At 43.4% G+C, this 26,605-nt stretch carries 17 protein-coding genes; 8 read left to right on the forward strand and 9 right to left on the reverse strand.

Annotation, left to right across the window (positions count from 1 at the left end; genetic code table 11):
• Positions 1-12 precede the first annotated feature (12 nt).
• Entirely contained in the window at positions 13-2,001 is a 1,989-nt protein-coding gene (locus LZG71_RS03175) for a plastocyanin/azurin family copper-binding protein (RefSeq protein ID WP_233816902.1), read from the forward strand.
• 141 nt (positions 2,002-2,142) lie between these two features.
• On the opposite strand, the gene LZG71_RS03180 is transcribed toward LZG71_RS03175, so the two are convergent.
• Positions 2,143-2,595 carry a nuclear transport factor 2 family protein gene (locus LZG71_RS03180; RefSeq protein WP_233816904.1) on the reverse strand — a complete coding sequence of 151 codons (453 nt, stop codon included), beginning with the start codon at positions 2,593-2,595 and terminating at the stop codon, positions 2,143-2,145.
• Positions 2,596-2,821: 226 nt separating this feature from the next.
• Here LZG71_RS03180 and LZG71_RS03185 point away from each other — a divergent pair, with 226 nt between their 5' ends.
• Entirely contained in the window at positions 2,822-5,092 is a 2,271-nt protein-coding gene (locus tag LZG71_RS03185; protein ID WP_233816906.1) for a cation:proton antiporter, read from the forward strand.
• A 92-nt stretch (positions 5,093-5,184) separates the two neighbouring features.
• Positions 5,185-8,403, forward strand: a complete 3,219-nt coding sequence (locus LZG71_RS03190; RefSeq protein WP_233816908.1) for a cyclic nucleotide-binding domain-containing protein — start codon at positions 5,185-5,187, stop codon at positions 8,401-8,403.
• A gap of 375 nt (positions 8,404-8,778) precedes the next feature.
• Here LZG71_RS03190 and LZG71_RS03195 read toward each other — a convergent pair whose 3' ends face one another.
• From LZG71_RS03195 to LZG71_RS03215, 5 genes are all read right to left on the reverse strand, one after another.
• Complete coding sequence (locus LZG71_RS03195) at positions 8,779-9,375, reverse strand: HD domain-containing protein (protein ID WP_233816910.1); 597 nt, start codon at positions 9,373-9,375, stop codon at positions 8,779-8,781.
• An 87-nt stretch (positions 9,376-9,462) separates the two neighbouring features.
• Positions 9,463-10,509: an adenylate/guanylate cyclase domain-containing response regulator gene (locus tag LZG71_RS03200; RefSeq protein WP_233816912.1), complete on the reverse strand. Its 1,047-nt coding sequence runs from the start codon at positions 10,507-10,509 to the stop codon at positions 9,463-9,465.
• A gap of 45 nt (positions 10,510-10,554) precedes the next feature.
• Complete coding sequence (locus LZG71_RS03205; RefSeq protein WP_233816914.1) at positions 10,555-10,932, reverse strand: response regulator; 378 nt, start codon at positions 10,930-10,932, stop codon at positions 10,555-10,557.
• 40 nt (positions 10,933-10,972) lie between these two features.
• Positions 10,973-12,343 (reverse strand): sensor histidine kinase, encoded by a 1,371-nt coding sequence (locus LZG71_RS03210; protein ID WP_233816916.1) that lies wholly within the window; start codon positions 12,341-12,343, stop codon positions 10,973-10,975.
• Positions 12,344-12,432: 89 nt separating this feature from the next.
• A complete protein-coding gene (locus LZG71_RS03215; protein WP_233816918.1) occupies positions 12,433-12,981 on the reverse strand; it encodes a DUF4269 domain-containing protein in 549 nt (182 codons plus the stop codon).
• A 260-nt stretch (positions 12,982-13,241) separates the two neighbouring features.
• Between LZG71_RS03215 and LZG71_RS03220 the strand changes: the two genes are divergently transcribed.
• The 5 genes from LZG71_RS03220 (at position 13,242) to mgrA (ending at position 22,949) form a co-directional block, all read left to right on the forward strand.
• Positions 13,242-15,659 (forward strand): GAF domain-containing protein, encoded by a 2,418-nt coding sequence (locus LZG71_RS03220; protein ID WP_233816920.1) that lies wholly within the window; start codon positions 13,242-13,244, stop codon positions 15,657-15,659.
• Between the two features lie 35 nt (positions 15,660-15,694).
• The gene (locus LZG71_RS03225) at positions 15,695-16,930 is read left to right on the forward strand and encodes a Pycsar system effector family protein (RefSeq protein WP_233816922.1); all 1,236 of its coding nucleotides are present in this window, start codon (positions 15,695-15,697) and stop codon (positions 16,928-16,930) included.
• Positions 16,931-17,159: 229 nt separating this feature from the next.
• The gene (locus LZG71_RS03230) at positions 17,160-18,014 is read left to right on the forward strand and encodes an SdiA-regulated domain-containing protein (RefSeq protein WP_233816924.1); all 855 of its coding nucleotides are present in this window, start codon (positions 17,160-17,162) and stop codon (positions 18,012-18,014) included.
• A gap of 96 nt (positions 18,015-18,110) precedes the next feature.
• A complete protein-coding gene (locus tag LZG71_RS03235) occupies positions 18,111-21,899 on the forward strand; it encodes a metallophosphoesterase (protein ID WP_233816926.1) in 3,789 nt (1,262 codons plus the stop codon).
• Between the two features lie 60 nt (positions 21,900-21,959).
• Positions 21,960-22,949, forward strand: a complete 990-nt coding sequence (gene mgrA / locus LZG71_RS03240) for an L-glyceraldehyde 3-phosphate reductase (protein WP_233816928.1) — start codon at positions 21,960-21,962, stop codon at positions 22,947-22,949.
• 60 nt (positions 22,950-23,009) lie between these two features.
• On the opposite strand, the gene LZG71_RS03245 is transcribed toward mgrA, so the two are convergent.
• From LZG71_RS03245 to LZG71_RS03255, 3 genes are all read right to left on the reverse strand, one after another.
• Positions 23,010-23,936, reverse strand: coding sequence for a hypothetical protein (locus tag LZG71_RS03245; RefSeq protein WP_233816930.1), 927 nt, complete (start codon positions 23,934-23,936; stop codon positions 23,010-23,012).
• A 130-nt stretch (positions 23,937-24,066) separates the two neighbouring features.
• Positions 24,067-25,023 carry an SGNH/GDSL hydrolase family protein gene (locus LZG71_RS03250; RefSeq protein ID WP_233816932.1) on the reverse strand — a complete coding sequence of 319 codons (957 nt, stop codon included), beginning with the start codon at positions 25,021-25,023 and terminating at the stop codon, positions 24,067-24,069.
• 1 nt (position 25,024) lies between these two features.
• Complete coding sequence (locus tag LZG71_RS03255) at positions 25,025-26,080, reverse strand: acyltransferase (protein ID WP_233816934.1); 1,056 nt, start codon at positions 26,078-26,080, stop codon at positions 25,025-25,027.
• Between the last annotated feature and the right edge of the window lie 525 nt (positions 26,081-26,605).

A 26,605-nucleotide genomic window follows, 5' to 3' on the forward strand; every position in this document is an offset into this window, starting at 1 on the left:
GATACCTGACCAATGAAAAATATACTTTTAACAACACTCATCTCCTTAGGCTATTTTGGCGCGCAGGCTCAATTTGCACAGAAAAAAGAAGATGATTATTACAGAATTATTACCATACCAATTCCTGAAAATATCAAAATGGAAGTCGGTGGCTTGCAGGCTTTGCCCGACGGGCGCTTAGCCGCATCCACACGCCGGGGTGAGGTCTGGATGATCTCGAACCCGTATTTGAAAGGAGATGGACGCCCCTCTTTCAAACGTTTTGCATCCGGGCTCCACGAGCCGTTGGGATTGCTTTACCGTGGAAAAGACTTCCTGATCTCGCAACGAGGTGAAGTAACACGCCTCGTAGACACCGACAATGACGGCGTTGCAGACGTTTACGATTCGTTTGCAAAATGGCCGTTGTCCGGCAATTATCACCAGTACTCCTACGGTCCCGTAAAACTTCCAAATGGTGAAATGCTTGTTACACTTAACCTCGACTGGGTGGGACGTGGAGCGAGCCAATCGAAATGGAGAGGCTGGATGCTGAAATTGGGCGATGATGGGAAGCTGACTCCCTTCGCGACAGGTTTGCGCTCTCCATCTGCATTTGGTTCGTACAAAGGAGATATCTTTTACACAGAGAACCAGGGGGACTGGGTCGGCTCGGGACGCATGACCCATCTTGAAAAAGGAGACTTCGCAGGAAACCCTGCCGGGCTAAGGTGGAGCGGTGAAGAAGGATCACCGGTTAAGCTAAAACCGGAGGATATACCCGATACGGGCGAACCACTGTACGATGTTGCAAAACGTACTCCTGGCCTCAAAGCACCTGCTATCTGGTTTCCACACACCATCATCGGGATATCCACTGCCGGTTTTGTAGAAGATGCTACAAATGGCGCGTTCGGACCTTTTGCAGGACAGATGTTCGTAGGTGACCAAGGGCACAGCATCATTTCACGCGTGGATCTCGAAAAAGTGAATGGTGTATGGCAGGGAACGGTTTTTCCATTCCGTGAAGGATTTATGTCCGGAATTTTACGACTTGAATGGGGACTTGACGGTTCTATTTTCGTGGGACAAACCAGTCGTGGATGGTCTGCTACCGGTAAATCTGAATTTGGTATTCAGCGGTTGGTCTGGACTGGAAAAATGCCTTTCGAGATGAAAACGGTGCGTTCTATGCCGGACGGTTTTGAGATCACTTTTACAAGCCCTATTGATAAAAAATCCGCTGCCGAGCAGGATGCTTACAAACTTAGCAGCTTCACCTACAAGTACCACCATACCTACGGAAGCCCGATTGTCAATACGGATGAAGTTCCTTTGAAAGGAATTATTGTTTCAGAAGACGGTCTTAAAGTGCGTTTGGTTGTTGATCCGGCGGTATTGCGTAAGGGTTATGTGCATGAGATCAAGGCAGACGGCGTCCGCAGCGCGGAAGGCAGCAATTTGCTTCACGGAAACGGATATTATACATTAAACGAGATCGCTGCGGGTACGCCGGCAAACAGTTCTCAATTTACAACTACGGTAAAAGCAGGTATGGATCACAGTGTACACACCGCTCCGGCACCCGAAACGAATGCTGCTCCAACAGCAAAACGCACGGCGGAAATGCCTGCAAGCTGGACAAACGGACCTGATCAGGTAATTATAATCGGAACTGTACCCGGACTGAAATTTGACGTTTCTGAAATTCAGGTAAAAGCAGGTAGCCGGATAAAAATCGTATTCAATAACAACGATGATATGCTGCACAACCTGGTAATTACCAAGCCAGGTACTGTGAATGCCGTTGGTGAAGCCGGCCTTAATTTGGGTTTGAAAGGATCTGAGATGCATTATGTTCCAAACACGCCGGATGTCTTATTTCACAGCAACATTGTAGAGCCGGAAAAATCAGAAGCATTATACTTCACAGCTCCGAAGCAAACAGGAACGTATCAGTATGTATGTACCTTCCCGGGACATTATTCGCTGATGCAGGGCAAATTGAAGGTTACGAAGTAACAGAAGGTAAAGTAACCCTATTCACCCCGTTTTCCCGTACCCGCATTGGGACTTGAAAACGGGGTATTTTTTATTGCTGTCTTCGGAAATTTTGCAGCCTCTCAACCATTATTTAACTCAAAATTGAGTTACAAAAAGGTTCTATTGATGTTCAGCTACGTCATTGTACTGCCACAAAACATTGATGATTTTCCACTCACCATTCACTTTAACCAGGTGCATGTAATCGATCCAGGTATCGGCAATTAACTTTACTGAGGCCGTCAGAGCTGAAACATCTAACAGTTTGACCTCTTTTCTGGGATTCTTTGGGAATTTGTCACCCTTGACATTGTAGCTCTCCGCTAGAATGATCATGTTCTCGGTAAAATATTCAGAAACAAATTCTTTTTTCGTTGCCTTGTTCTTAAAAACAGATCTCTTAACCATACGGGGATGCAAGGCGCTTTCCATGAGTTTCGGATTTGGAACATGTTGTGCTTCAATATAAGCCAGAGCTGCTCTCTTGATTTCAAGGGTGTCCTGTTTAGTTTGGGCCTGAACACCCGAAACGGCGCCCACCAGCACCATAATTGCCAACGTAAATTTTCCCATATTATGGAGTGTTTTTATATTAATAGAATATAAAATTAACAACTTTATACTTCAAACTTTTATTATAAAAAAATCTGCCATTTTGTTCGGTTGAATGAGTGCTGATAATCTACCTTAAAACTTTCGATATCGTTTGCAATACGCATCCTTAACCAAACCATAAAGCCCAAAATGCTGCTCCAATTCATAATTTTAGTATTTTGCGAACTTCACTCCCCACTAATTTATGAAGAACATACGCAACGTACTATTCTACACAATTACAATCGGAGCACTTTCGGGACTGCTTTACTGGTTTATCACCCAGGGACAATTACTCGAAAATCCTGAAATTGCATTAAACAAAAAAGGACAAAACCTTTCTTCATTTGACCAGTTTACCGATACGCTTTTCCACGATCTTACCAATCCGCTTGCCATCCTTTTACTTCAAATCATCACCATCATTCTCACTGCGCGGATATTTGGCTGGTTTTGTAAAACGATCGGGCAGCCGTCGGTTATCGGTGAAATCGCGGCAGGTATATTTCTTGGTCCTTCGGTAGTCGGTATTTTCTTTCCCGAATTTTCTGGATTCCTTTTTCCCCTAAAATCCCTTGGTAATCTTCAATTCCTGAGCCAGATCGGGCTGATCCTATTTATGTTTATCATAGGCATGGAGCTCGATCTTAAAATCCTGAAAACCAAAGCACAGGAGGCAATCGTTATCAGTCACGCCAGCATTATATTGCCATTTGCACTAGGAGTCGGTCTTGCCCTGTTTATGTACCAGGACTTTGCTCCCGAAGGCATCAATTTCCTTTCCTTCGCTTTATTTATTGGTATTGCGCTGAGTATCACTGCCTTCCCGGTGCTCGCACGTATAGTACAGGAGCGTGGGTTGTCCAAAACCAAACTCGGCATGATGGTGATTACCTGCGCCGCCACTGACGACATCACGGCATGGTGCATTTTGGCTGCCGTTATAGCCATTGTAAAGGCTGGTTCATTCGTAAGCTCCGTTTATACCATTCTGCTTGCCCTGGCCTACGTTTTCTTTATGCTGAACGTGGTAAAACCCTTTCTCAAAAGAATCGGCGATCATTACAGCTACAAGGAAGGACTGACAAAACCTGTTGTCGGGGTCTTTTTCCTGATGCTCATGGGTTCTGCCTATTGCACCGAGGTAATTGGTATTCATGCACTTTTCGGCGCTTTTATGGCTGGTGTGATCATGCCTGACAATACCAATTTCAGAAATATATTCATTGAAAAAGTGGAAGACGTTTCGATGGTATTGTTGCTACCGTTATTCTTTGTTTTTACAGGATTAAGAACACAAATCGGACTGATCAATGATCCCTATTTATGGCAGATAACAGGCTGGATTATTGCAGCTGCTGTCATTGGGAAATTTGTCGGCAGCGCACTTGCAGCCCGATTTGTACAACAGAGCTGGCGTGATAGTCTTATTATAGGCTCACTCATGAACACCCGCGGGCTTATGGAACTCGTTGTACTGAATATCGGCTATGACATTGGCGTTCTTTCTCCCGAAATCTTCGCTATGATGGTGATCATGGCACTTGCTACTACTTGTATGACAGGTCCGGCGCTGGATCTCATTGATAAGTTGATGCCGGAAACAAAATCCGAAGGGGGAAACGATGTGATGCCGAAATTGGGATTTTCTATTTTGATGGCTTTTGCCAGTCCTTTTGGAGGAAGAAAAATGCTGCGGCTGGCAAACTACTTTCTCAGTCCCGATTCAGATAAGAAGATGACTGCATTGCATCTTTCGCCAAGCAGCTATCTCAACCAGGTAAATACAGAGGAATACCAGTATGAGACTTTCAAGCCAATTATCGAAGAGGCCGACAAACTGCAATTGCCTGTCACTACCTTATTTAAGCCTTCTCAGGATATTGAACACGATATTATCGAAACTGCAAACACGGGTGGCTACGACCTGTTGCTGATGGGAATTGGGCATAGTGTTTTTGAAGGCACTATTCTTGGTAAAGTGCTGGGAATCACCACCAAAATTATCAGTCCGGTAAGGCTATTTGATACCATTACGGGAAAGGAGAAACTGTTTCATAAAGATATTTTCGATGAGCGAACCAGTCATGTGATCAAATCCGTGAAGGTGCCCGTCGCATTGTTTATTGAGAAAAATATGACTAAAACCGAGCAGGTGTTTATTCCCCTATTCGCGCCTGATGACATATTCCTGCTCAATTTTGCTATCAGAATGGCGGCCAATCCTGACATCCAAATTACAATTATGGATCCTTCGGGTTTGCTGAATCAACTCACATCACTACAAGAGGCGGTAGGTAAAATGGAAGAATCGGCTCCGGGCCGAGTAACACTGCACAGCGAAAAAGCCCTGGAAAAGGATTTCCTGCAACAACAGGATCTGATGATGATAAGCTACCTGAGCTGGAAGCAGGCCGTTGAGTCACACAGTTTATGGCTTTCATTTTCTCCCTCCGTTTTGGTTATTCGTGGCTAACACATGATTTTTCCTCTCAGATATCTCTTTGAGTTTTTAAAAGGAAGAATTAGTGCTTATTTTACGGTAATGACGACAGCATTTTAAACTATATGACATCCATCAAGAGCGGGATTTTAGCCAAGATAAATAAACAGACATTACTTTTTTTCCTGCATAACTTTTTCATAAACGTAGGAACAACCCTTGTTTATGTTTCAGCCAATGTTCTTTTATTAGAAAATCACCCCGAATATTCATTGCCAATAGCCTACATCGCAGCAGCGCTTACGGTAATGGCCGCCGGAAAAATTTACGAATATTACGAGCACCATCTTGTGCTGCGAAGGCTGAGCCTCGGTACCATGCTTGCATCGCTGTTTATGGTTCTGGCGGTGATGATTCTACTTTGGCTTGGTCATGGAATTGCCACAGCTATTGCCATTATGGTGGGTTATAGAGTGATATATCTGCTGATCAATCTTGAATTCTGGGGACTTTCCGCACTGGTGTTCGATGTGCGCCAGAGTAAAAGGCTATTCAGTGTGATTGGCTCGGGAGATATGCCTGCCAAAGCCCTCGGTGCTGTTTTAGCCGTGCTTATACATTCCCCATCAGTACTGATGATCCTGCTGATGATCTCCCTGGTATTTTTCGCACTGGCTTTTTATACACAAATTCTCACATTCAGACATACCGAAATCCCGAACCCGCATCACGCCAGACCGCGCCAAACCATCTTTTCTGATTCCAAACTGGTTCAGAAATACTTTGGAGGCAACAAATTGCTTACGGCATTATGCCTTGGAATGGTGGCTGTGGCAGCCGCTGCAACCTGGATCGAGTATCATTTTTTTGTAAATGTCAAATACAAATTTCACAGCCAGCACGACGTCATTGTCTTTGTTGGTTCATTGCTAACAGGCACATATCTGGTCAGCACGTTTGTAAAGGTTCTTTTTTCTGGTAAAACAGTAGAACGTTTTGGTGTGAAATACACGCTCTATCTACTGCCCCTGACTACCGTTCTGGTTTCTCTGGGCTTGCTGGTGTCGTCCTATTTCAGAAAAGACGAGCCTTCACTTCTGGTTTATTATTGTGCGGCTTACCTCCTGTTCGAAATTGTCCGCAGAACCATTTTTGATCCGGTATTTTTGGTTTTATTCCAGCCATTGTCAACCAAAAACCGTTTGAAAGGACATACCCTTGCCAAGGGATTTTACGAGCCTCTGGGTATGTTAATCGCCGGTGTTCTGCTCTGGCTTATATACACCAACAAGCTCTCGGATATCAGCCTTACTTTTGACCTTTCCCTGCTATTTGCCCTTGCCGCCCTCTTCATTTTCCGCAAGGCATATCGTGCCTATACGCTCGAATTAAAGAGTGCTATAAGTAAAAGATTTATAAGGAGCGGAGAGCTCCCCGCTCCTGCCGAAGCACTGCCGATCATTACAGAAAACCTCAAAAGTGAACGAAAAGAAGAGGTGATTAACGCAATTGACTGGCTTGCACGAAACAGTGAACCTACTTTAAGACAGAGCATGGACTCTTTACTTAAAAATCCGTTTGTACAGGTGCGATTCAAGGCACTTGAAGCACTTTCGGCCATGGAAAAACCAGAACTGAGTCCGTTCTTTTTCCTTTACATCGAGTCTGAACCCGACACAGCCTGTCAAACTCTTGCAGTGCGCATTTCATCTTCAAAGCTCTCGGACGAAAAGCTCTCGCGATACCTTGCTCACGCCGATCCTGATATTGTAAAGGGTGCGATCATTGGTTGCTGGGAAGCCGGCAAATCCCTGTCGCTGGTTCATGGCACATTGCGCAGATTACTGGCTTCTTCAAATGAAGCATCTCAGAAAATTGCTCTCTCATGCCTGAGTATTATCGGAATAGAGACGCATGAATCGGCAATAAAACAATTACTTTCCAATAGCTCCGACACCGTAAAAGCACAGGCGATGGAAGTCCTGATTTCCCAATCGCCGCAAACACTAACCGAGGATATCAAACCATACCTGTCGGGCTTCCTATCCAGGTCGGTTATAAATGCACTTATTAAATCAGGAGATGCCGGAAATTATGTATTAAATCAATGGCTTGACTCCGATCACTCCGGCAAAAAGATCAACGATCTGGTCAGAGTTGCTGAAAAAAATCAGTCTGCTTTTCTGCAACAAACCCTATTTGATCTTTTAGAAAGTATATATCTAAATAAAAGTTCAATACATTTAAATCATATTAATAGTTCTTTACATTTATCTGCGCTAAAATCTCTGTCAAATTATTCATTAACTACTGAACAGAAGCAACTTGCGACAAATTTCATCAATGTTGAGATTCTCAAATCTTATCGGCTTCTGGGAGAAATTGAAACTGCCGGTGACGATATCACCTGGCAGAATGCGCTCGAATATGAATTGAATCTAACCAGTCAAAGGTTGTTTTATATTTTCATGATGCTCTATGACAAAGAGTCTGTTCAAAATGCGTGGAAAGGAATAAGGCATGCATCCAAAGAAAAAAGAGCCAATTCTCTTGAAATGATTGAGAGTCTTTTGCCACGTACGCTGTATCCCGTTCTGCATGCTTTATTTGAAGACATCAACATTGCCAGAAAGCGCGAAGTTCTTCGGCAGTACATTGGTGAAGAAAATGAGCAAACTACTTTTGTCGACACCATACTTAGCGAGCAAACACGCGGTTTTACGGTATGGACGATTGCACTGGCAATACAAAAGCTGCCCAACGGGTCGGTGCTGTCTTCAAGCCTTCTGAACAATGCTGTTAGTCTGATCCGAGAAACGGCCAGACTAAAATCAGACGTTTCTCAACCAACTTCCCAATTTGACATTACCCCTGAAAAAGATATGAAACACGCAGAAGCCGCCGCACAAATTTCCGAAATGGAACGGATCATCGTCTTAAAAAATACTCAGCTGTTTTCTCATACGCCCGAAAATGTACTGAGTTCTATTGCTCCTATTATGAAAGAAGTGACGTATGCGGAATCGCAGGAAATATTTGCAAAAGGAGACCTGGGTGATAGCATGTACATTATTTATGCGGGTGAAGTTGGCATTTACGATGGAGCAAAACAGCTTGCCCTTTTCGACAAAGGAGAAATATTTGGTGAACTTGCACTGCTGGACACGGAACCAAGATCGGCTACAACCATCGCGGAATCCGATGTATTATTATTTCGTATCGATCAGGAAGACTTCTTTGAACTGATGGAAGAACGTGACGAAATTCTTAGAAATGTACTTCGTATACTTTGCCAGCGGATCAGGGTGCAGAACGAAAAAATGAGACTGTTGAGCGTCAAATAGAAATGCTTGTCAGATTGAGTACAACCGGGTCGCCGGTGCGATGACGCCTAAAATGCTTGTCAGATTGAGCGGAGTCGAAATCCGGGGAACTATGTAAGCTCCTACTAACCAACCATTTGAAAAATACGTTGACGGTAACGGAGTCGAAGTGCGAGCAAACAAGTATAAATTATTACTAATAAGTCACTTACATCACAGCCCGTGCTTCGACCGGACCGGCTGCCGCTCCGCTGCCATTGACACATTTATAAAGTACTGATTATCAATGATCCTAATTTGGTCGCCCGGGTTTCGACTCCGCTCAACCTGACACAGATCATGTCATTCTCAAAGAGCTTGTCGAGCACGAAATAGTTACTCAGCATCACAACTGCTTTAAGCGTCATTTTTCACTTTACTAAATACCATTAATTCCTGTAAATGCTTTTGCTTGACATTGCCTCTATTCCTTCGGGAAGTATCTGTCTTGTATTCATGAGCGCTTAGAAATTCTATCTGTCTGGCGTTCCAGGTTTGCAGGTCGGCCACCAATCCGCGGTGGGTTAGCTCCTTAAAAAGTGTATCGCCAATTGCTTTGAAATCGTCCCGACCAAGGTAATCCAGATCGGCGTCACAAAGGATTTCTTCCAAATGTGTTTTAGGATTTTGGGGGATTTTTGTGGCCATAATCATACCGCAAATCATTTGGATCTGATCGGCTGTATATCCAAAACCAGGAAGGACTTCCGATGCAATCCGACAGCCTTCCTCTTCATGATCTTTGTATTTGTAGATGAATCCGCTGTCATGATACAGGGCGGCGGTTCTAAGCAGATCGAGTGATTCGGAATCCGTAACCGATTCCTGAGCCGCAATGGAAAGCGCTGCCCATGTCACATCCAGAACATGGTGAACGCCATGATAAAAAAGATCCTGCGGCAGATCTTTCTCCAACTTTGCCAGAATAAACTCCCCAGCTGCGGCTGTGTTCATTACTCAGAAAATTTACATTTTATTTCCTTACTACCGTTCAAACCGACCTGCGCGGCCCGATAAAAATCGTTCAGACCGGATTTCTCACTATTCCACAACTTCATAAACCCGAACCGGTTTCGCCTTATTTTTAAGACTAACCTCTTCGATCAGATTACATTTGAAGGCCTCCTTTATTTGAAGATAGGAAGACTCTGGCACAACGACCTGCCCCGGTTTCGCAATGGATTGCAGACGTTGCGCAACGTTCACCACATCGCCTATAACCGTGTAATCCAACCTTTTAAGTGCCGCCGAACCAATGTTACCCGACACCATTTCCCCGGAATTGATCCCGATCGCCACCTTGGGAAAGTATTCCGACTGATCAGATAATTTCTCTTCAAAATTATTAATCTGGTTTCGTACAGCCAGACTGGATTCCACCGCCCGGTCGAGATGATACTCACCACGAAAAACGGCCATAACTGCATCGCCCATAAACTTATCGACCAAGCCTCCCTGCGCAATAATTTCCTTAACCATTACATCAAAATACTTATTGATCAGTCTCACGACGTGATCTGCCGGCTCTTTTTCCGAAATGGAAGTGAAGCCACACATATCCATAAAGACAACGGTAGCTTCAATGTTTTCGCTCACCATCAGTGATTTGCCAAAAGTATCCTGGGTCATGAACTGAAGCACAGAAGAGTCGACGTACATTCTCAAAATATCATTTTCGCGAACGGCTTTAAGCGTTTCTTTCAGCTGAGCTACGTATTTAAGGGTCTTTTCCATCGTCACCTCCAGATCCTTGAAATCAATCGGTTTTGTAAGGAAATCGTACGCTCCGCGGTTCATGGCGGTGCGAATATTGTCCATATCACCATAGGCAGACACGATTACCGATTTGAGCAGCGGACTAACCTCTCCCAGCCTGATCAGCAGCGTTAGGCCGTCCATTTCCGGCATGTTGATATCGCTCAGCACCATATCTACGTCTGGATTTGCTTCCAGCGTTTCCAATGCTTTTACGCCATTTTCGGCAAAAATGAATTCGTATTCCTGTTCACGAATCTGTCTTCTGAACTTCTGTTTGATCAGCAATTGAAGGTCAGCTTCGTCGTCAACTACAAGTATTTTAGCTTTCATAAGGTTTTTTCACACAATCTCTCAGGCCGGTAGCGACCTCGTATTTCAATTATTCACCAACAGCAATTTCTCTTTCAACTCAACAAAATTGACAGGTTTGGTAAGAAAATCGTCCGCTCCCAGTTTCATAGCTTCATCATGATTTTTACTGTCGCCATAAGCTGTTATCATCATCACCTGTGGCGGAGCCGCGGGAAAATCAGTACGTATGGATTTCAGAAGTTCGATTCCGCTCATTCCCGGCATATTGATGTCCGATAGGATCATCACTACTTCCGAAGGATGCTTTGCCAGATAAGCAAGTGCCTCTTCTCCTGAAAAAGCAAATGAAAATTCAAAAACATTACTACGTATTTCCTTTCTGAATTTCTGTTCAAAAAGCGATTTCACATCTTCCTCGTCGTCAACTACCAGTATTTTCATATTCTATTCTCTCAATTCTTAACTTTTCATTCTTAATTCCTTATTCTTCCCCAACCGGCAAAGTAATCCTGAATTCCGTCCTTTCACCAGCAATTGAATCTACATCCAGTGTACCGCCATGACCATTTGTAACAATATCGTAACTCATGGAAAGCCCGAGTCCGGTTCCCTGTCCGGTTGGTTTGGTAGTAAAAAACGGCTGGAAGATTTTCGCTATTACATGCTCCGGCATCCCGGTTCCGTTATCCGATACACGGATGTAAAGCTTATCAGCAAATTTTTTTGTCGAGATTTTCACCTCCGGTTTGTAATCCGAATTCGGATCTGTCTCTGCCAATTTTCTTTTCTTTTCGGCAACAGCATAAAAAGCATTGGTGAACAAATTCAGAAAAACACGTCCTAAATCTTGTGGCAGCACTTTCACTTTCCCAATGGATGCGTCAAAATCCGTTACCAGTGCCGAATTGAATTCTTTATTTTTCGCACGTAAACCATGATACGCAAGCCGCATGTATTCATCAGCCAAGGCATTGACATCAACGGCTTCCATTTCACCCGAAGAAGCTCTGGAGTGCTGCAACATTCCTTTCACAATGGAATCTGCACGTTTGCCGTGATGCGTGATCTTTTGTTGGTTCTGGCTCAGATCACTAATAATTTCCTTGATATATTCCTTATCTCTTTCTCCGATGGTCGTTTTATCAATCTCTTCTTCCAGTTCCTGACAAAGCTCCACCGATACTTCCGAGAAATTATTTACAAAATTGAGCGGATTCTGTATTTCGTGGGCAATACCGGCTGTCAACTCACCAAGTGAAGCCATCTTTTCGCTCTGTATCAGCTGGTTTTGTGTAGATTTCAGTTCCTCAATCGCTTTCTGAAGCTCCTCTTTTTGCAATGTGAGTTCATAGGTTCTTTCCGCTACGAGGTATTCCAGCGATTCTTTCTGAGCCTTACTTTCTTTCTCTTCCTGCAATCTTTCTTCCCTTTCTTTCAACAGAATTTTTTGTTGCTTTCTCGCATAAAACCAGATAATGAAACACAGTGCAAATGCAAAAAACCTGATCGCAGTAAAGTAATCGTCATACTCGCCATGGAAAGCCGGTGCAATGGTCCTCACCAGATCACTTAGAATTGATACTGCTACAAAAGGAATGATCGACTGCACAACCCCTCTTACAGAATAGAATTCTTCGTTTTTATAAATTGTAAAGATCAGCAAGATCATGAATGGATGCCAAACCCAGCCATACCAATCTGGAGTACTTGCAACGTAATAGGTACTCATCAAGGCTATTGAGACATATTTGGCATAATCCAAAATCTTATCCCAATACGGCATTTTCTCCTTGGTATGAAGCGTAATACGAATGTGTTGGATCAGAAAAAACGAAACCAGAAAATAATCCATGTATTTAAACGTCTGCTGTGTTGGTCCTTGGTTGCAAGAATGAAAAAGCAAAGTACTTATTTTCCCCCAATATTTGTAGAACAAACTCCTTATGAATGCCAACCGGCCCTGATGATGTCTTGCGGATCAAATGTTAGTACAGCCTCGTATGGATCGCCTTCCAGTCCGAGTGCTTTTGCAAAAGCTGGTTCAGTTTTGTAGCCTTTCTTTTTCAGATTGACAATTTCATTTCGAAACTCTTCTCCAAGTTCAACCAGCAGACGATATTCCATCAACATGTGGCAATACCCATTTTGCTGCCGGGTTGGAATGTTTTGCCCAAATATTTCAAGTTCAAAACCATCGATCCAAAAATTTGCTACAACTGCTTCATGAACAGCCCGATGACTTATTCTAAAATCCTTGGTGTTGCCAAAAAGTTTGCTGACTTTTTGAAGAAAGTAATCTTTGTCTTCAGCGCAACAAACAATATCAAGGTCACTGTCAGGCAAATCAATGCCTATCGGGATGGTACCCACAAGCAGCGGGTCAAACTCCCGCAAAAGTGATAGAATACGATTTTTGGTTAGCAAATTATGAGCATGCCGCTGGCGAATATTTCCTGTTTTCAGGTATTCGATGTTGGTGAAATCTGTCATTTTAAAATTGTAACCGTTTTTCACAAATAAAAACCTTACCTTAAAATATGTCAGGATTATGGCGGATCTAATAATTGGTGTAAATTTCTTTGATTTTGAGAGATTTGTAGTGAATTCTATCGTTTTAAATATTGTTGCAGTTTTAATCAACAAGGAAAACGTATGTTCCTGACCGACGTAGTAATTAAATTATGGCCAACCACTTACATACAACCTGTTTATTGCCTGAATTTTACAAAAGTTAGAAGACCACAAGACCAATGAAATCTTTCATTATAGACGTTACCAAAGATTCTCCTTTGGAAATGATGCAGATCGACACTGCCATTTCCTTCAAAAAATATATAGAGCACCTGAGGGAAAGAATAAGCACTGAAACGACTGTCAGAAAAAAGTTTTTTGAAATGGTGCTGGACAGCCTGCTTGCAGATCCCGCATTTCTGAATCCGATCGCAACTCCTGATATAGGCCATTATAAAGCTCAGCTCGATCTTGTTTATGGTATGCTTATTCCACCGATCGCCGACGAGAAAAGTATCCTCTGGGCACTCAGCGCACCCATCAATCCTACCATATTTTTTGGTACAGATGCCTTTTATGATCTGTTGACAGAGAGCTCCACTGGTAATTTGAGGTGCGATCTGGAAAGTGTCCATCAGGGATCGGTGAGGCAAAAAGTGATGATGATCTACTCCATGATCTTCGAGAAATTTTACGATTTCCCGGTGGCGCATTACGGAGATATGCTCGTTTCACTGAAAGAGGGGAAGTCGAGGCTTCAAAAATTTTACCGGATCAATATCGATACCCGGTTTATAGATGTAATCCTGAAGGGCCCGTTGCCTGAGCTGGATGCCGACACGATCCGCAGACAGTTACAGGAGAGCACAGATATATCTGAACTCCTCACTCTGTTGCCGTTGTCGCTGTTTCGTTTTGAGGGAATTTCAGTTCTTACGCTCACAGATGTGACGCAGGAGCACGCAGTTGAAAATCTGAAAAGTACGATACTTGACCGGAACAACTTTGATTCAAAAACGTACCATAAGCACATTACGGACACGCTGAAAACCTTGGTGGAAAGTTCCGATATTGAATTTGGACTTACACCAGTTTTGAAAGTAAATAACAAACTGATATTCAATCGAAATATAATTCTACAAAGTCAGGTTACCAACGCTACCACTGTTGCTGATGTCTCCGAGGAGCTATATCTCTCTGTTGCCGAAAGCTATTTTGCAGATCCCAAGGTGATTTTCATGAGGAAAATTGGGGAAGAAGATCTCAAACATCCTTTTGTAAAAACACTTAAAGGTTATGGAGTGGAATCTTACGCCATAGTACCGGTGTATTTCGATAACAAAGTAACCGGTGTGCTGGAATTATTTTCACTACGCGAAGGAGCCATTGATGAAAAGGTTTTATCCAGAATTGATCCGGCGTTATCGCTGATTGCACAGATATTTCAAAACAACATCATCGAATTCAATAGCAGTATTGATAATGTGATCCGCGATAAATTCACCTCTTTACAGCCCGCAGTTCAATGGAAATTCAGGGATGCAGCCTGGCACTACATCCGGGATAAAGCGGAAAAGTCGACTGGTGCTGCGATTGAAAGCATTGGTTTTAAGGACGTTTATCCGCTATACGGTGCCATCGACATCCGAAATTCTACAAATGAAAGGAACATAGCGCTCCGGGAAGACCTTCGTTTACAGTTCTCCGTACTCATCGATACCTTCGCCGTTTTAAAAAGAAAACAAGGGTTCGGACTAGCGGATGAAATGGCATTCAAATGTAAAAAAATGCTTGCCTGGATCACGGATGAAAGTACGGACAACGATGAAATGAAAATTCGTGAGTTCTTTGACAATGAAGTACATCCCTTTCTCAGACATTTCCGAGAAAACCATGCAGGAAAACAGTCCAGGCTTCCCGCATACGCAGGTATTGACGAAGCGGAGGATGAGGAAGATGAAATTGCGATTGCAATAGACCGGTATTTCGGACTGACTGACGAAGCGAATGGCGAAGCTTACCAAAACAGGCGTGCTTTGGAAACGTCTATGCAGACGATCAATTCCTCGGTGAACCTATATCTGGATCTTTTTAAAACAGAAATTCAGCAGTCGTACCCAACCTATTTTGAAAAGTTCAGAACAGATGGCATAGAATACGACATTTACATTGGCCAGTCCATTGAGCCGGAAAAAGCGTTCAGTAATCTTTATCTGAAAAATATAAGACTCTGGCAGCTCACTTCTATGGCGGCCATTGCGCGCATCACGCACTCGCTGCTGCCCGATATGCCCAAGCCGTTGCTGACAACGCAGCTCATCTTCATCAATTCGGGAACCATTGATATCAGCTTTCGCGATGACGAAAGACGTTTTGACGTAGAAGGTGCCTATAACATCCGTTATCAGGTGATCAAAAAGCGGATTGACAAAGTTCATGTAAGAGATACGGGAGAGCGTCTCACCCAACCCGGCAAAATAGCACTGGTTTATTTTAACAATAAATCGGCCGAGGAATATGTAGATTATATCAGATATTTACAGGAAAAAAATACGCTGTTGGACGATCTTGAATTCCTGGATCTTGAAGAATTACAGGGTGTAAATGGTCTCAAAGCCCTTCGCATTGGTGTGAACGTAGACTCAGAATGGCAGTAAGTATTTCAATTTCCAAACCGAACATCATTTAAAGTATGAATTACAACCATCGGCTCGATAAGGTCAGGCATTATGTCAATCAGTTTTTAGCTAATAAAACCATTTCCGAACTGACTTATCATAACCTTGCCCATACGGAATCCGTTGTAGCTAATGCGACCCGAATAGCGGATTTTTATCAGCTTGATGAGAAAGACACTTTCATTGTGAGTGCTGCGGCCTGGTTTCATGATACCGGGTATAATTCTGGAGAAGCAAGAGGGCACGAGCAGCGTGGTGCAGAACTGGCAGCGGAATTTCTGACAGAAGACGGTATACCGGCAGAAATTATCAGCCAGGTGAAAGGTTGCATTCTGGCGACGGTTGTCCCGCAAAAACCCAGGAATCTACTTGAAGAGATTGTATGTGATGCGGATCTGTTTCATTTTGGAACGAAGGAGTTTGCCGAGCGTAACAAACTCATGCGAAAGGAAGCTGAACAGCGCTGTGATAAAAAGATTGACAAAGCGGTGTGGCGGGAAAGCACAATTGAGCTTTTGGAAAACCATACGTTTAAGACTGCCTATTGCCGCGAATTACTTGATAAACAGAAAAGCAAGAACCTGGCTAAACTGAAAGCAAAAAGAGACGAGGATGGAAATGAGCAAAAGCCTGCTGTAATAAACGAGTCAATTCCTGAGCAGCAACCAATGCTGGTGGCCGAACCGTCAGAAGGTAAAAAAGTAAAATCGGACCGTCCCGATAAAGGGATTGAGACCATGTTCAGGATCAGCTCCAACAACCACCAGAGACTTAGCGATATGGCTGATAATAAGGCACATATCATGATCACGACTACTTCGATCATTATCTCGGTGCTTCTCAGTATTTTGATCAGGAAGCTGGAAGATAATGCTTACCTGATTCTTCCGACAATGATCCTGCTTACAATATGCGTGATCACCATGGTGTTTTCCATCCTGGCGACGCGCCCCACTATTCCGCACGGGACATTCACGCAGGAAGACATTGATACCAAAAACGTGAATCTACTTTTTTTCGGAAATTTTTACCGGATGTCGTACAACGATTATTCCAATGGCATGCAAAGAATGATGAACGACAGGGAGTTTCTATATGGAAGTCTTACGAAAGATGTCTATTCACAGGGAATGGTGTTAGGGCGAAAATACCGGTTGCTGCGCGTGGCTTACAACGTGTTTATGTTTGGAATTGTGGCGTCCGTGATCGCCTTTGTTATTGCATCGGTTTTTTACGGTCGCGCTTCCTAGTTGCAATTGGATAGACGTTTCATGCTTTTCACCGGGCTAACATTGACGCTTTTTGTAAATAATTGATTAGCAATAATTTATATCATGGATCTGATTTCGACCGCACCGGCGACCCGGTTACATTGTTCTTTTATGAATATAATGACCACTCAGTTCGACACGACCAGGCGAGCACATATCAATAATTTAAAAAGCTGATAACCATCATCAGTAATCAATATTAAATAACATGATTAAAAATATTCAACCGCTGGTTACCGCTTTATTGGTTGCATTTACGCTAACCAGCTGCACACCAGCAGACAAACCGAAGGATAAGTACACTGAATACGATCTTCATAATCCTGATAAATTCAACATGCCAGAGAGTTTGTTTGAAATATCGGGAATTACATTTAACAAAGGACAAAACGATACAGTTTATGCGGTTCAGGATGAGGACGGAAAAGTATTTCGCCTTGGCTGGGATGTGAAAGTCCAAAAGCACACACGGTTTGCAAAAAAAGGCGACTTTGAGGATCTGACGATAATCGGGGATGAAGTATTTATTTTGAAAAGCAACGGCATGCTCTATTCCTTTCCTCTTGCAGAAACGGCCTTTGAAGAAGCCGAGAATGTGAAGGAATACAAAAAGCTGGTTTCCAAAGGTGAATATGAAGGAATGTACGGCGACGAGAAAAACGGGAGCATTTATATACTTTGTAAAAACTGCGTGGCAGACGATTCCAAAAAGAGTGTTACAGGATATATTATTGATTTAAAAACGCCCGAAAACGTCCGGACTTTCAGTATTGATGTAGATCAGATCAGAGCCATTACGGGCAAGGTCGAAAGGGGGTTCCGGCCATCTGCTCTTGCTCTGAATCCGATAAACGGTAAGTGGTACATGGTATCGGCTGTGAATAAAATGCTTGTTATCGCCGATGGCAATTGGAAAGTTACAGATGTGGTTGCACTCAGCTCCAACATGTTTACACAACCGGAAGGAATCGCTTTTGACAAAGAAGGCAATATGTACATTTCAAATGAAGGCGACGATCTGTCGGAAGGGAATATTCTTAAATTTAAGCGGACAGGAAAGTAATAGTCACCTGTTCCACTTCAATACCTATTCCCATCCTGGTTTTTGTAACAGGATGGGAATTGACTATACGGGCAATAATTTCAATACCCTTTAATCATGAGATTGATATATAGATATATAACTGTACTTATTTTTATTACAATTTTCGCTTCATGCGCCAGTTACAAAACACAGTATACACCGCAGGCAACGCAATGGAAAACACAGGAACTTCCAGCAGAATCGACGCTTAAACACACCATGTATCTGATTGGTGATGCCGGGAACGATTCACCCGAACACCCGGCACCGGTTTTGGAATACCTCAAAGGCAGACTCTCAAAAGAGTCAAAAAACAGCTCGGCGCTGTTTATGGGAGATAACATTTATGAGTATGGCATGCCGCCTTCCGAGGATTCCGCAAACCGCAAAGTTGCTGAATACCGGATTAACTCCCAGCTGGAAACACTTCACGATTTTAAAGGTCACCCGGTTTTTTTGCCGGGAAATCATGATTGGCGTGGTTGGGGCGTGAAAGGTGTAAAACGTCAGGAAAAGTACATTCAGAAGTATCTGAACCAGCGCCGCGGAAAAACAAACAAGGACGATTACGAAGATTATTTTCTTCCTTTAAATGGCTGCTCGGGCCCTGAAGTGGTAGAATTGAATGATAATGTGGTCATTATTGTCGTGGACTCACAATGGTGGCTGACCGACTGGGACAAAGATTCAGGCGTGAATGACGGCTGCGAGATCAAAAACAGGGAGCATTTCAAATTTGTTTTTGAAAACGTGATCAGGAAGTACCGGAACAAAAATGTGGTAATCGCCATGCACCATCCGCCTTATACCTACGGTCCGCATGGAGGCAGATTCACACTGAAACAGCACTTGTTCCCGCTGACAGAAATGAATCCCAAACTATACATTCCACTCCCAGGATTGGGTACGCTGAGTGCCTTGTTCAGGGCAACAATTGGCTCCCGGCAGGATATGGCCAACAAACATTACAAAGATCTTAGAACGGCCATGCTGGCTGGTGCGAAAAAAAACGGAAATTTCATTTTTGCCAGCGGACACGAGCACACACTTCAATTCATAGAAAACGAAGGCCAACAATTTATTGTGAGCGGCAGTGGCTCCAAAAACAGTCCCGTGGGTATGGGGAAAGGATCACAGTTTGCCACAACTGCGCTGGGATTCAGTACACTCAACTTTTACGAAGGAGACGAAACCTGGGTAAAATACTGGGAAGTAAGTTCCGACGGCAAAGATGCAAAGGTGATTTTTCAGAAAAAGATAAAGGACAAAAGTACAGTTTCGCCTCCGGATCAAGCCACTGCTTTTGCCGAATATGAAATGCATCGTGATTCGGTGAGCCAGCTGGTGAGTAAAACGGAGATAAAACCTGTGGGCAAATTTCACAATTACGTGTTCGGGAAACACAACCGCAATCTGTATCTTAAAGAATACAAGTTTCCCGTTCTGGATTTGAACATTACCAAAGGTGGGCTCACACCTGTGAAGCAAGGCGGCGGCAACCAGACAAACTCATTGCGACTCAAAAGTGCAGATGGTAAAGAGTATGTGTTACGCGGACTAACCAAAGACGTGACCCGTTTCTTGCCCTTCCCGTTTAACAAAATGGTAGCGGCCAAATTTTTGGTAGAAGACAATTTCCTGTCAACGAACCCTTTTGCACCGCTTTCCATGCCCGTTCTGGCCGATGCGATCAGCGTTTACCATACCAATCCAAAATTGTATTACGTACCCGCTCAACCCGGACTGGATATTTACAATCCTGTATTTGGAGGTACAATGAATTTGTTTGAAGAAAGACCCAATGGAAAAAAATGGAAAGATGCTCCGTTTTTTGGTAATGCCGATAAAATCCTGAGCACCCCCGAAGTGGTTGAAGCGATACTTGAAAACAACAAGAATAAAGTAGATGAACAATGGATGATCAGAACACGGCTTTTTGACTTCCTGATCGGAGACTGGGACCGTCACGACGACCAGTGGGCATGGGCGTCAGTGAAGCAGGATGACGGAGGAAATTTGTACAGACCGATTCCAAGAGATCGGGATCAGGCTTTTTCGTTGTATGATGGTGTGGTGACCGGAGTCGCACGATTGACTCTGCCCTTCCTCCGACAGCTGCAAAGTTTTAATCCGGAAATCAGCAGTGTGAAGTGGACAACATGGAGCGCAAGACTTGTAGATCGCACTTTTCTGAATGAACTTTCCTGGGAACAATGGCAGGAACAGGTCGTTTTCATCCAAAAAAACCTTACTGACGACGTTATTGCCGGTGCCTTCGAGGATTGGCCGGCTGAGGCAAAAAGAATGTCCTCAGGTGCGATTTCTGCCAATATCAAAACAAGAAGGGACAACCTGATGGAAATTGCCCGGAAGCACTACGAATTTGTGAGCCGGTCTGTGAATGTAATCGGTACGGAAGAGAAAGAACGTTTTGTGGTAGAACGTCTGGATAATGGTCAGACCAGCGTGACGGTTTTTGAAACAGGTAAAAATGGCCGGCAGAAACAGCAAACCTATCACAGGGTTTTCGAATCGGATGTAACGAAAGCGGTAAATCTGTATGGCAATGGAGATGATGATGAGTTCATTATTCGCGGTGATGTTTCCAAGGGAATAAAAATCCGGGCAATCGGAGGCTTGGGAAAGGATGTGTTTTCGGATAGTTCAAACGTTCGTTCAGGAGGCAAAAAAACCATTGTGTATGATGATCTCAAAAAAAACACGGTAATTCCTGGCCCGGAAACCAGCGATAAACGGTCCTCGGCATACCGATACAACGTTTATGTCCGGCGAAGCAGCGATAGCAACTATGACATAACGCTGCCCATTCCAATACTTGGTTTCAATCCGGATGACGGACTTTTCCTTGGAGGAAGTGTACACATGACCAAATATGGATTTAAAAAGGAACCCTATGCTTCGGTGCAGACCTTTGGCGGAAGTTATGCCTTTCATACCAAAGCCTTCAAAGTGAATTATACGGGCGACTTCATAAACGCATTTAAAAAGTTTGATTTCTATCTGGACACCTACTACCGTGGTCCAAGTTATGCTTTCAATTACGCGGGTATCGGAAACGAAACGGAGCGACCTGTTGACGACCCTAATTTTTACAGAGTACGACAAAGTGCTTTTCATGTGTTTCCGGCTATAAAAAAACGATTTGCGGGCAATAGTGGTTTTATTGCACTTGGCCCGTATTTTGAAACAAATCATCTTGAAAAAACTGCCGGCCGATTCATAACCTCGGCTGAAAACGGGCTGGATGATGAGATTTTTGGTACCAAGTATTACACCGGTGCTAAATTGCTGTTTAATTTCAGCAGTGTTGACAACTTTTTTGCTCCGCATTCGGGTATTCGTTTCAACTCCGACCTGCACTGGACAACCAATCTTAAAACCAACTACCACTTTGGGGCATGGCGCGCCAACTTTTCATTCTACAAAGCGCTTGACGTGAAGGAAAATTTTATTCTCGCAACGCAAGTCGGGACAGGAATCAATTTTGGTGAGGGTTATGAATTTTTTCAAATGCCAACAATTGGAGGAAAACAGGGTTTGAGAGGATACCGGACCGAAAGATTCTATGGAAAAAGCAGTATCTGGCACGACACCGACCTGCGGGTCCGGCTGGGAAGTAGCTACAACCCTACACTCCCGCTCACCTACGGCGTATTTGGCAGTTTCGATTATGGAAGAGTTTGGATGGATGATTACGATTCACAGAAGCTTCACCTCAACTATGGTGGTGGGATCTGGCTCGCACCTGTTGACATTCTGACCCTGGCGGTTGGCGCATTTATTCCAAAGGAAAAAAGCGAAGAGAAACCACGGATTGCATTTCAAATCGGATTTTGGTTTTGATTTGATTGATCGCATGCAATACAATGTGTACTTTACCTTTCAAATAACCGATTTGCAAATATGAACTACCAGCCAGACCCCGAACGTTACGAGAGAATGACTTACCGCAGATGTGGCAAGAGTGGTCTAAAACTACCTGCTATTTCGCTTGGTTTGTGGCATAATTTCGGTGGTGTCGATGTTTTTGAAAACTATCGGGAAATACTGCGTACCGCATTTGACAGAGGAATAACCCATTTCGATCTGGCCAATAATTACGGTCCCCCTCCGGGCTCTGCCGAAGAAAATTTTGGTCAGCTGATAAAAAAGGATTTTGGCGGGTATCGCGACGAACTGATTATTTCATCCAAAGCCGGATACCTGATGTGGCCGGGGCCATATGGAGAATGGGGTTCGAAAAAGTCGCTGTTTGCAAGCATTGATCAAAGTTTGAAACGCATGCAGCTGGATTATGTCGATATTTTCTATTCCCACCGTCCTGATCCGGATACTCCCCTGGAAGAAACGATGGGTGCGCTGGACCTCATTGTCCGTCAGGGAAAAGCCTTATACGTGGGTATCTCCAACTATAAAGCTGAGGAAGCAGAAAGGGCAATTGCAATCCTGAAAGACCTCGGCACTCCGTGCCTCATTCATCAGCCTAAATATTCCATGCTGGAACGTTGGGTAGAAGGTGGTTTGCTCGATGTACTTGAACGGAACGGCGTAGGTTGTATCCCTTTTTCTCCACTTGCCCAGGGTATGCTCACTGATAAATATCTGAAAGGGATTCCAACAGATTCCCGTGCGGCAAGAGCTTCCGGTTACCTGCAGGAGGGTCAGATTACACCGGAAGTGATTCAAAAAATAAAAAAACTCAATGAAATTGCTTCTGAACGAGGCCAGACATTAGCACAAATGGCTCTTTCCTGGCTGCTCAAAGATCCGAGGGTTACCTCTGTTCTCATTGGAGCCAGCCGTGTTTCTCAGTTGGAAGACTCTCTTAAATGTCTCGAAAATACCGAATTCTCAGAGGTTGAACTTGCCAGTATTGAAGGGATACTCTGGTGAAGCTTAAACACAATCCGGGAGTTCCCTTCAAAGTATTTATATGAAAACGTCCGGCCCACCTTATTTGGGCCGGTGACGAGACAGGCTCTTCTCAGAAAAGCCATATTCGCTGATCAGCTTTTGGTACGACATATTCTCGGCCCTTAGATAAAGATCATGGTTACTCAAGGTATCCACACCCGAGTTTAGTTCTCCCTCCTGCCCCGTCCACACGTGTGTGGCATAACCAGCAATGGGCACATTCTTAAATCTCAGGCCTTTGTTGTTCATGTGATGAAACCACCTTACAGCCGTATCCATATACATTTGGCCAAACATGATTTCCTTGTCGTGGGGCCACTGATAAGGCGCTGTCTGCTGGCGATCTACCAGAGCCGACCATTCGTTGAGCCTGCATTCCGGCAAAGGCCATACCTCCCTCCCTCCTCTGAAATAATCGTAGACTTGCTTCCTGGGAGCCGGATACTGATCCACCAGGCTGGCAAACTCCTCTTCGTTGGGTTGGTATGAACTGTACGAATCCGAATCGCATAAACCTGCGTAGCTCGCCGGGCAGTTCCAGCACATCCCTATTGGTCCCACACCCGCAAATTGCTCACTTTGGATCTGCTTCAGATACAAGCCCAAAATGTCATCATGGAACAGCATATCATTGTGAATCAAGTACAGATACCTGGCGTTGCTTTTTTCAAATGCGTACTGATATCTGATTGACCATCGATATTGTTTAAGCCAGAAAAAACGCTCCTTACCTGGTTTCAGCCCAAAATAAAACCAGGGACGGTAAAAAATAACTTTATCTTTAAACTGATCGACGATGAAATCATACTCCTCGTTGTATGGCTGTTCGCGCTCCGGAACCAGATAGATTTTATTTATCCACTTGCCCGAGTGAGCAAGCAACGAACTTATTGCCACCGCTGTCATAAGCGGTTTCCCATATACATGTAACGCGACGTCAATAGAATTTTGCAAATTTTCAGGCATTCGGAACTCTTGTTTATTCGCTCCAAATATACTAGGTCAAATTAATAAATATCAGGAAAAGTGACCGGATAACACTTTCAACATCGCTCTATTATGCCCTGCAGATTTTTTAGGATAGCTCTGCTACGATCTAAAAGTGTTTACCGATTATATCAGCAATAGCCTGCATTCCTTTATCTGACGGGTGCCTTCCTACAGACGTATCCGTAAAATTGGCAAGTGCGCTATTGTCTTTGTCTTTCCACAACGGTTCCAGATCAGCGACTATATATCCCCGATTCGTTGCGATATTTCTGATTCGCCAGCTCGCCTCCTCCGTGGTTGACCAAAAACTTGTCGAACAGATCACCTTGGATACCGTGCTTTTAGATATAAGCTCTGTAATCAGTCTGTCATATCTGTTTTCATAGTCTGCAATGGTAGTCAGATTCGTATTTTCAGCAATGCGCATAATCACCATATCCGGAGCAAAATCTGTAAAATTTTTCAAGCTCGTAAAATCATATGTCCGGTAATTCTGTTCAAAATCGACGGCAATCATCAATCGTATCTCTACATTGGGATTCAATTTTTTCAGCTTTGCCGAAACCAGATGTACATAGTCTTTATCAGCGGCACTAGCAGCCATTCCCCAGTTTCCATACCAGCCAACCTGCGGCAATTGCCCGTGAAGTGTGATGCTATTTCCTACTATCAACACTTTTTTGTAAAAAATTGAATAGGAAACTTTGCTAACCGGTGAGACGATATTCTTATATCTTGTTCTGCCCCAGATTTCACCTACGGATGATACGACCGTACACTCCAATGCCTTCCAGGTCTTACCCAAATCCGTACTCATTTCGTAAACTCCGGGAGCCGGCAAACTGTCGGCATGTAACAACACCTTAGTTCCGTAGGCAATTGGTCCACTCTTCTCGGAAAATACCGGCTGGGGCATTTTACTAATAAAAACCCCGGGATCACTTAGCGGAACGCTACTGCACGTATCAGTACCTGCGAGCACAGGATGCGGTTCATTTTTACACTGCCAGAAAGCCAAAAACACTAATATCAAACACAAAAAAAAAGGTACTTTCAATTTCATTTTACAATGTTTTTAGCTTTAAAGCTGGCTCTTCTACCAATTTCCATGAAAGCCATCCCAGGGGTAAAGTTAGTAATAAAGAATAAATGAACATTTTTGAAACAGAAATCATTTCCGGCAAAAAATACATCACAACAAGCTGCTGAATGGGAAAGGCGTAAATATATAACCCGTACGATACGTCTCCGAAGTTACCAAACCTATTAAGCCAACCCTTCTTGAAACCTAAGTAAAGAATGACATATGGAACAAGCAGATATCTCACCAATCCGCCCGCAGCCAGTGGAAAATACCCCTTTACAGAAGAGCACCAAAAGACAAGCAACTGAGCCGCCAACAAAGCCAGAGCCCACCTGCCTTTGTACGGGATATAATTCTGAAAAAAATAGATGACACTGCCAGCCAGAAAATACATCCCGAAGTTAAGGAAATGACCCAGATCCAAATGTATTAGCCGCAAAGTAACAGGATTCATCTCCAGTGCCTCTCTCCAATACAAAAACGAGCACCAGAGCATTACAAACAAGGCCAGCACCAGATACTTCGTTTTATTTCTTAAAACGATGTGAGCGCCCAATAAAGCACCATAGCAACTAACCTCATAAGCCAAGGTCCAAAGTGATCCGTTTATGCCCGTCACCGGCAAATTTTCAAAGACTCCGGGTAGCGTGTCGGGATAAACAGGAAATAACTTTATTGTCCTGAAATAGCGGTAGGTTTCTGGTGTGCCAAAATAATCCTGTAATGAAAGTGTAGTAGCGAGCGGACCGATCAAAAATATTGTAACAAAGATGGCAGCGATCAAACCGGGTATGATCCTGATAAACCGTTTCCAAATGAATCGAACGTAATTGGTGCTTCTCACAAGACTCATTGAAATCAGGTAACCGCTGATCGAAAAAAATATGCATACGCCCATGTGCGCCGACGGAAATAAACCACCCGAAAGCACTTGCAGATAATCGAAGTTGCTGCGCCCTGATAATGGGTACGAATGACCATAAATTACCAGCACCGCGGCTAAAAATCGTATCAGGTGAAAATTGTTTGCATGCATTGATTTCTTTTTAATGAAATATAGATGATGGAAAATTTTGCCAGGAGGTTAGATCGTGCCGGCAGAAATAACATAGTCACAAAACTAGATATTCCAACAGAACTACTCCTTAAAAAAGATGTTAAATTATTGTCCGGTTTATAAATTAGAAATGGTTTATGACACTTCCACATGACTTATTGAAGCTACCAAAGAAGAATATAACTTCGAAGACAATAACTTATTATTTCGCTAATCTTACCTATTAATAAATCACATTTTTCGTAAAGCTATTAATAAAATATAAAGCCAAATTAATTAAAAATACAAAGGTAGTCGGGTTACATAAAACAACTAAAAAATTAGCCAATTCATGCATTAAAATCTCGCATGCTAACCAGCCAAAAAAAGATAACATAGAATTGACATTCAACACGAATAACTCAATAAAACAATAATTAATATGTCACACGACATAGAACTGTTTAATTCCAGCCTGGAATACACAATAACCAAATTGATAAAATATCAACAAAATCTAATTTA

The sequence above is a fragment of the Dyadobacter sp. CY312 genome (genome assembly GCF_021390535.1).
Classification (GTDB): domain Bacteria; phylum Bacteroidota; class Bacteroidia; order Cytophagales; family Spirosomataceae; genus Dyadobacter.